This is a genomic window from Thermoplasmata archaeon (genome assembly GCA_035632695.1).
GTDB lineage: Archaea > Thermoplasmatota > Thermoplasmata > RBG-16-68-12 > RBG-16-68-12 > RBG-16-68-12.
Window position 1 is genome coordinate 1 of record DASQGG010000067.1, and the last position, 8103, is coordinate 8103.

Sequence of the window (8103 nt, forward strand, 5' to 3'; positions counted from 1 at the left end):
GTTGGATGTTCATGCCACCCATATTCCCGCGCGATATCCGACGCACGCTACTCTGGATACCCCGAATCACCTTCCCCGCTTGCCTCTACGGGACTGTCACCCTCTCTGGTCGCGGCATTCCACCGGAGTTCGAGTTGACAGGGTAAGGTGTACCGGAGTCCGAACACCACACCGCCGCCGTCTTTCAACGGAGGCTTCGGTTTGCTCTGTACCCTCTTCGATCGCCTTTACTGAGGGCATCCCGATTGGTTTCTTTTCCTCCCCGTACTAGGATGCTTCGATTCCGGGGGTTCCCGTTCCTCACGGAACAACCTCGCGGTTAGGAGGTCCCATTCGGAGATCGTCGGATCACAGGTTTCTTGCGCCTACCCGACGCATTTCGCAGCTTGACACGTCCTTCATCGGCGCCCGAGCCGAGCCATTCCCCAGACAGCGCATTAGCCACTGACCTGTCGGCTTAGCACACGTCCAGGATGCATATGATCGGTATCAGCGGCGCGCGGTACGAACGGAGCCGAGCTCCTCCCGCGGCCTCTACCTCTTCCCCGCCGGACGTCCCGCGAGCGTCGGGGGTGCACATACTTTCCCGGCACAGAAACGGGTCGCCATAGCGTGCGGAGCCCAGGTGCCGCAGAGAGCCTTCATCCCTACGCGCGAGAACTACTTAATGCTTGCGGGGGTACGCTCACGGGCCGCGCTCGCGCTCGCCCAATCCCGCGTCGAGGAGCTTCCAGTCCCTGCGCACCCAGTACCACTCCGCTCCGAGGACGGGCGCGATGAGCGCTCCTCCCAGGAGGACGAGCGTCTGGAGCGGCGCGGTGCCGACCCGCCACAACGAGATCAACGCGAAGGCGCCGAGGATGCCTCCGAGGAGCGCGGCCTCGAAGAGGAGGAGGCGGAGGGCGACCCTTCGACGCGCCACGAGCGTGGTCGTCACGCGCCCGCCCCGGACATCTGCACGATCCGCGCCTTGCCGCGATTCACCAGAATCTCCGCAATTGTCTTGGGCAACGTCACGACGTCCTCCTTCTTCAGGCTGTAGGTCGTGTCGAGACCCGCGAAGGGGGGCAGATCCTCGAGCACGTGGACGAGCACGTGGTCCTTGAGGCTCGGGGCCACCTTGGGCTTCTTCGTCTCCTCGCTCGAGAGGACCTTCATCCCCGCGGGTTTCTTCGGCGGTGCCGCCGAGGCCGCCGCGCTGGCGTCTCCTTCCGTCTCAACGGGCCCGGGCTCGGTCCCGAAGGGCGAGCCGCCGAACGCGTCCGCGCGGGTCTTCACCAGGAGGGACACCATGGCGTCGAACAGCTCGCGGTCCTGGTGAGGGAGCGTGAGCACCTCGATCTCCGCCCCGCTGGCCTTGCTCGAAGCGAGCAGGGCGAGCTTCCGCTCGCGGTACGTAAAGATCTGCTCGCGCCGCTTGTGCACCTTCCGCAGCTCATCCTGGAGCATGAGCGCCTTGGGGGAGTTCGGGCTCGCGAGGGCCTCCTTGTTCGCGTTCTCTTCGAGCCGCTTCACGTACGCCGCGAGCTTGTCGTAGAAGTCCTGCTCGAGCCCGACGAGGGTCTTCTTCCCGCCCTCCTCTCGGTAGACCTTCGTCACGCGCTCGAAGTTGACCTCTTCCTCCCCAGGCACGCCGACGTTATCCCGAGGCGGCTATAAGACGCCGTCGCCGGGCAATGTCGTGGTGCACATGGGGTCACGTCGATCGGGGTTGCCGCGGCGCCTCGGGTAGGCCGTCCCGGACGTTCGCCTCCCGGAAGGTTGCGGGAACCTCGCGTCGATGCCGGAAGACATATGTCCCCCGGGTCGATAGAGCTTCCACGATGAGCGTTCATCGTCCGACCGCCGCGGTGGTCCGGGAGGATGCGGCCACGGGGAGCATCCTGCTCGATCTCGTCGTCACGCCGAGCGCCGCCCGCACGGAGTTCCGCGGCGTGGATCCCTGGCGGCACGGGATCGTGGTGCGCGTGGCGGCGAAGCCCACGGAAGGCGCCGCGAACGCGGAGCTGCTGCGGTTCCTCGCCCAGCATCTTGAGGTTCCTCCCTCCGCCTTGCGGATCGTGGGCGGTCACCGAAGTCATCGGAAGACCGTGTCCATCCGAGGCCTTTCCAAGGAACGCGTCGAGTCGCGGCTGGGCCTGAGGGGCGGCTGATGGACTACATCGCTGTGCACGAGGATCTCGAGCGCGTCCTCGAGGACCTCATCGAGAAGAACCACCGCGCACCCGTCATCGTGGAGGGTGAATACGACCGCCGCGCGCTCGCGGAGCTCGGCGTGCTCGGGGATATCCGCGTGCTGAACCGCGGGAATTCCGTTCTCGCGCTGTGCGAGGCCATCGCCCGCGAGTATCCCGAGGCCATCATCATGACGGACTGGGACGTGCGCGGGGGACGGATCGCCCGCAATCTCCGCGACGCCTTGACGGCGAACGGCGTGCGATACGACGACGAGCTGCGGGCCCGCCTCGCCATCTTGTGTCGCAAGGACATCAAGGACGTGGAGTCGCTCCATCGCTTCGCGGAGCGCATCGCGGCCCTCGCGGCCATCGGGGACCGGCAGCGCCCCTCCAAGCGCTACTACTCGGAGGCCGTGCGCCGCCGGGACGACCGAAGACGTTCTCGGGGCTGAGAATCAGCGCTCAAGAATATTTAAATAGGGCCGCCTCCAGTGACGACTTGGGATAGCGGTCGAACCGCGATTCATCGATCCCACTCATCCGAATCCTCCTTTCACTCCTCCCGACCTGGGAGCTGCGAAGCGTGCCCTGCGGGGCGCAAGAGCCGTCCGGAGAGGCGGGTCGTCGGTAGCGGCCGGCGCTTCCCGGAACGTGAAACATGAACATCGATCCGAGTACAACGAAGTACCTGATCCAAGCCCGCCTCGAGGCGGAGGGCATCGTGGAGAAGCCCGACGTTGTCGGCGCGGTCTTCGGACAGACCGAGGGTCTCCTCGGCGAGGAACTAGATCTCCGAGATCTCCAGAAGAGCGGCCGTATCGGCCGCATCGAGGTCGACGCGCAGAGCAAGAAAGGCCGGACGGAAGGGACCATCCTGATCCCGTCCTCCCTGGACCAGGTGGAGACGTCGATCCTGGCCGCCGCCCTCGAGACGATCGACCGCGTGGGACCATGCAAGGCCTCCATCAAGGTCGACAAGGTTGAGGATGTCCGAATCTCGAAGCGGAATAAGATCATCGAGCGCGCACGGCAGCTCCTCTCCGCCATGGTTGAGGAGTCCAAGACGAGCGGCACGGACCTCCTGGACGAGGTCCGCGGCAGCGTGACGGTCGCGGAGATCGTCTCCTTCGGCCCCGAGCGCCTGCCCGCGGGCCCGAACGTCGCCGACAGCGACGCGATCATCGCGGTCGAGGGACGGCAGGACGTCCTGAACCTCCTGCGCAGCGGCATCAAGAACGCCGTCGCGGTGGAAGGTACGAACGTCCCCAAGACCATCCAGGAACTCTCCAAGGAGCGCGCCCTCACCGCCTTCGTGGACGGAGACCGGGGCGGCGACCTGATCCTGCGCGAGCTCCTCCAGGTGGCCGAGGTCGACTTCATCGCCCGCGCACCGCGCGGCAAGGAGGTCGAGGAGCTCACTCAGAAGCAGATCATGAAGGCCTTGCGGAACAAGATCCCCGCGGACCAGTACATCGAGATGTACGGCCTCTCGGGCCAGGTCTACAAGCCCGAGTCCGAATTCCCCGAGGCGCCCTCGGCGCCGAAGGGCGGACCGGGCGGCGAGCCCCGTCCCGAGCCCAGGGGCGAGTCCCGACCGGAGCCCCGAGAGTCTCGGGAGCCCCGGGAGCCCCGCGAACCGCGAGAGCCTCGCGAGCCCGCGCCCCTGACGCCCGCGACCAAGGCGCTGAACCCGAAGCTCGAGAAGTACCGCGACATGCTCCTCGCGATGGGCGGCTCGTCCAAGGCCCGCTTGCTCGATGACGGCGACTCCGTCGTCGCGGAGGTCCCCGTGCGCGAGCTCGTGGAGACCCTGAAGACGACGAAGCAGACCCGCGCCCTGGTCTTCGACGGGATCATCACGCAGCGAATCCTGGACATCGCGTCCGAGATGAACATGCACTCCGTGGTCGGCACCAAGATGGGCACGATCACCAAGCAGCCCGCGGGCGTCGAGGTGTGGACGCGGAGCGACCTCTCCGCGTGAGCGAGGTGGCGACCATCGCCCGGTCCAAGCTGCTCACCACGGACGAGGGCTTCTCCCTCGACGAGCTCGAGACGACCGCGGAGATCGCGATCCCGGACGACCCGATGAAGCGGGTCATCGGCCAGGACGAGGCGGTGAAGCTCGCTCGGGTCGCGGCGCGGCAGCGGCGCCATCTGCTCCTGGTGGGACCGCCGGGAACGGGCAAGTCCATGATTGCTCAGGCGCTCTCCCTCCACCTCCCTCCGGTCACCGAGGAAATCCGGATCGTCCACAACCCTGAGAACCCCGAGCGGCCCCTCGTCGAGGTGCGCCGCCGCGACGAGGTCCTCGCGGAGCAGAGTCGGATGGCGGGTGCCGAGGGCGACCTGATCGACCCCAAGGAGGCACCGATCAACGTCGCGGAGCGCCTCGGCTACAAGTGTGTCCATTGCGGCACGTATTCCTCGCCGACCGAGCGCATGTGCCCGAAATGCTCGCGGCCCAAGATGGTCGCCCAGGGCCCCACCGCAGGCAACCCGTTCGGCGACCTGTTCAGCGGGATCTTCGAGGTGACCTTGGGCCAGATGGGCGGACGGGATCGCGTCACGACGACCCGGAACCAGTTCGGCAAGGAGGAGGTCGTCGTGTACGAGCGCGCGGGCGACATGGTCCGCGTGCTCGACCAGAAAGCCCTGGAGAAGCGGCGGGAGATGGAGAAGGAGAGCCCGCGCAAGGTTCTCGTGCCGATCACCCGGAGCCCCTTCGTCCTGTCCACGGGTGCGAGCGAGACGGAGCTGCTCGGCGACGTGCGGCACGATCCGTACGGAGGCCATCCGCAGCTCGGCACCCAGCCGTACGACCGGGTCGTCGCCGGGTCCATCCACGAGGCCCATCAAGGCGTCCTGTTCATCGACGAGCTGCCCCTGCTGGGGCATCTGCAGCGGTTCATCCTGACCGCGATGCAGGAGAAGCGCTTCCCGATCTCGGGGCGCAATCCCCAGAGCGCCGGAGCGAGCGTGAAGGTGGACAGCGTGCCCTGCGATTTCATCTTCGTGGGCGCATGCAACATCCAGGACCTCCCCCACATCCTCTCGCCGCTCCGCTCGCGCATCACAGGAGGCGGCTACGAGGTCCTCGTGGAAACGACGATGCCCGACACGGAGGCGAACCGGGCCAAGCTCGCCCAGTTCATCGCGCAGGAGATCGCGGTGGACAAGCGCATCCCTGCCGCGACGGTGGATGCGGTCCGTGTGGTCATCGACGAGGCGCGACGCCGCGCGAAGGCGCTGGACAACCAGGACAGGGCCCTCACCCTGCGTCTGCGGGAGCTGGGCGGCCTGATCCGGTCGGCGGGCGACATCGCGGTCACGGAGGAATCCAACGCGATCGCCGCAGACCACGTGAAGCGCGCGATCAAGATCGCCCGAACCATCGAGGAACAGATCAAGGAGCGCTACGGGTCGTACACGGCGGGCGTGGGCACGGACATGTCCGCGGCCCAGAAGGAATCCTCCCCATACCACTACTGGAACGTCCATGAGGGCGACGACGTCCAGGGATACCAATGACCGTGCCCGTCAAAGGGTCTTGAACATCTTGTAGCCGTCCTCGCCGTCCGTGTAGAACGCGGGGAGTACGTACCCGATGTCGAATCCGTATCGGCGGTAGAAGCGGATCCCCGCCTCGTTGGACCGGCGCACCTCGAGCTCGATGCGGCGGATGCCCTTCATCCCGCAATTCTGGATGAAGGCGTTCATGAGCTGCGTGCCGATCCCTCGGTCGCGGAACCCCGCGGCTACGGCGAACATGAGAATCCTCGTCTGGCCTTCTGCGGAGATGACCGCCGCCAAGAACCCCACGGGATGGCCGTCCAGGTCGGAGACCAGGAATCCTTCCCGCCACCAGCGGTGGATGTCCAGGTACAAGGAAGTCGGGTAGTTCTCGCGCAACGCCTCGCGCACGATGGATGCGACGGCAGGGATGTCGTTCGGAATGAACGGCCGAATCTGCAACAACGCCCCGCCAAGTGCCGCCGCCTTTTCAACGTGACGGTCGTCGGCATCCTCATGTGCCTCCGTCGGGATGCGGCGGCGTGCGTCTCTGGATCGAACTCTCGGGAGAGCATCCCACCCTACCGCGGGCCGAGGCCCTTGCCGCGCTCGAGGCGGAAGGCTGCACGGTCCGCGAGGCGACCCTGTCCTCCCAACTCCTCCGCCTTGACGCGATCGGACCGGTCGCCCGGGCCGCGCGGCGACTGGGTCTTGCCCACGTCGTCTGCGAGGAGCTGGCGCACGGAGATCTCGACGAGCTCCGCGCCTACGCTCGATCCTACGAACTCGGCGGGAAGACCTTTCGCACCCGGGCGCACGGTCTCGGGGTGGACCTGGACACGAACGCCGTGGAAGGGGCACTCGGGGCGGACTTTGGCCGCACGGGCCGCGTTGACCTCCGTTCGCCCTCCGTGGACTTCCGCTTGCTCCTCGGGGAGGATTTCCTCCTGGGGCGCGTCCTGTTCCGCGTGGATCGCCCCGGGCTCGAGGCGCGCAAGGTGACCCATCGGAGCTTCAGCCTCCCGATTTCCCTGCACCCCAAACTCGCCCGTGCTCTGGTCAATCTGTCCCGGGTGCCGACCGGAGGCATCCTCCTGGATCCGTTCTGCGGCACCGGCGGCGTGGTCCTGGAGGCGGCGAAGATCGGGCTACGACCCCTGGGCGGGGACGTCCGGACCCTCATGGTCCACGGCGCGCGGAAGTCCCTCCGTGCCCTCCACGCCGACGCCGAGTTCGTGACCGCGGAGGCGGGACGCGGGCCCTGGCGTCGCGGAACCATCCACGGGATCGCGACGGACCCTCCCTACGGCCGTGCCGCATCCACGCGGGGCGAATCCCGATTGGCGTTGTACGAACGGGCCTTTGCCGCGTGGGACGAAGTCGTGCCCCGTAAGCGCTTCGTGGCCGTCGTGCTCCCGGACGAGGGGGCCATTGCCCTGGGGGAGACGCGTTGGGTTCTGCTCGAGCGACATGCGATGCGCGTCCACCGCTCGCTGGTCCGCACGTTCTGCGTCTTCGCTACGTGACGTGGAGGTTGATGGCGAGTCCGGGTCCTGTGTTCGTGTCCCCGAGAAGTGCTTGGACGCTGAAGGAGGCCGTCACGCCCGGTGTCGCGGTCTTAGGCACGTCGACGCGGAGAACGACCACCGCCCGCTGGCCGTTCCCGAGCGTGAACGAAGTCGTGGGCCCGTTGACCACGGTCAGGCGTCCGTCGATCGTCACGTTCACGTACTCGATTGTGAAGTTCGCGAGGTTGAGGTTGTTAGGATTGATCACGAGGTGCACCTGGTCCGGAACCGTGCTCGTGTCGTTCAGGGCGAAGCTCAGGTTGGCCGTCGACGCCGGCGTGACGTTCGTCGTGAGCTCCGAGATCGGGGCGCCCGCGACGGACTGGAAGGAGATTCCCTGGACCTGCGGAACGAACACAAACGGTTGGATCACGAACGTGCTGAGAAGGATGACCACCGCCCCGATGCCCACGAGGGTCCGGGGCACATCGAGCCGGCTCAGATCGTTGAGCGGCGGGGGATGGCGCACCCCGATGAGCAGGATCAGGAACGCGAAAATGAACCAGCCCGAGTAGTACGCGCCCATCAGGACCAGCAAGGCCACCGCGGCCCAGGAGATCAGGCGCTGGCGGTCACCCAGGAGCGCGCGGGCGATGTGGCCGCCGTCGAGCTGCCCCGCGGGCAGCAGGTTGATTGCGGTCACGAAGAGCCCGACCCAGCCCGCGAACGCGAGCGGATGGATGGCGACGTTGGCCGAGATGGGGAAGAAGAGTTTCAGGAAGCTGTAGAACAAGGAAGGCTGGACGAACTGGAACTCCCCCGCGACGGGGAGCAAGGGGCGCGGGTTCGCGGCCGTCAGGAACAGGCCTGCGATCGTGATCGGAATGGCCAGGGCGAACCCCCCG

The 8103-nt window shown here is 66.8% G+C and carries 9 protein-coding genes and 1 rRNA gene; 5 read left to right on the forward strand and 5 right to left on the reverse strand.

Going from position 1 to position 8103, the window contains the following annotated elements; all coding sequences use genetic code 11:
• The 3 genes from VEY12_05350 to VEY12_05360 form a co-directional block, all read right to left on the reverse strand.
• Positions 1–450 (reverse strand): 23S ribosomal RNA (locus VEY12_05350); the annotation flags it as partial.
• Between the two features lie 235 nt (positions 451–685).
• Positions 686–937 (reverse strand): hypothetical protein, encoded by a 252-nt coding sequence (locus VEY12_05355; protein ID HYM39555.1) that lies wholly within the window; start codon positions 935–937, stop codon positions 686–688.
• Positions 934–1632: a hypothetical protein gene (locus VEY12_05360; GenBank protein ID HYM39556.1), complete on the reverse strand. Its 699-nt coding sequence runs from the start codon at positions 1630–1632 to the stop codon at positions 934–936. Before VEY12_05360 ends, VEY12_05355 begins: the two co-directional genes overlap by 4 nt.
• Positions 1633–1823: 191 nt before the next feature.
• Here VEY12_05360 and VEY12_05365 point away from each other — a divergent pair, with 191 nt between their 5' ends.
• From VEY12_05365 to VEY12_05380, 4 genes are all read left to right on the forward strand, one after another.
• Positions 1824–2153: a DUF167 domain-containing protein gene (locus tag VEY12_05365; protein HYM39557.1), complete on the forward strand. Its 330-nt coding sequence runs from the start codon at positions 1824–1826 to the stop codon at positions 2151–2153.
• Entirely contained in the window at positions 2153–2629 is a 477-nt protein-coding gene (locus VEY12_05370; GenBank protein HYM39558.1) for a topoisomerase, read from the forward strand. Before VEY12_05365 ends, VEY12_05370 begins: the two co-directional genes overlap by 1 nt.
• A gap of 206 nt (positions 2630–2835) precedes the next feature.
• Positions 2836–4161 carry a DNA primase DnaG gene (gene dnaG, locus VEY12_05375; GenBank protein HYM39559.1) on the forward strand — a complete coding sequence of 442 codons (1326 nt, stop codon included), beginning with the start codon at positions 2836–2838 and terminating at the stop codon, positions 4159–4161.
• Positions 4162–4190: 29 nt separating this feature from the next.
• Positions 4191–5708 (forward strand): ATP-binding protein, encoded by a 1518-nt coding sequence (locus VEY12_05380; GenBank protein HYM39560.1) that lies wholly within the window; start codon positions 4191–4193, stop codon positions 5706–5708.
• A gap of 9 nt (positions 5709–5717) precedes the next feature.
• Here VEY12_05380 and VEY12_05385 read toward each other — a convergent pair whose 3' ends face one another.
• A complete protein-coding gene (locus VEY12_05385; protein HYM39561.1) occupies positions 5718–6155 on the reverse strand; it encodes a GNAT family N-acetyltransferase in 438 nt (145 codons plus the stop codon).
• Between the two features lie 77 nt (positions 6156–6232).
• On the opposite strand from VEY12_05385, the gene VEY12_05390 reads away from it, so the two are divergent.
• Complete coding sequence (locus VEY12_05390) at positions 6233–7216, forward strand: hypothetical protein (protein ID HYM39562.1); 984 nt, start codon at positions 6233–6235, stop codon at positions 7214–7216.
• Here the strand turns inward: VEY12_05390 and VEY12_05395 are convergent.
• The coding region (locus VEY12_05395) for a site-2 protease family protein (GenBank protein ID HYM39563.1) at positions 7209–8103 on the reverse strand (895 nt) is incomplete at its 5' end. The genes VEY12_05390 and VEY12_05395 overlap by 8 nt on opposite strands.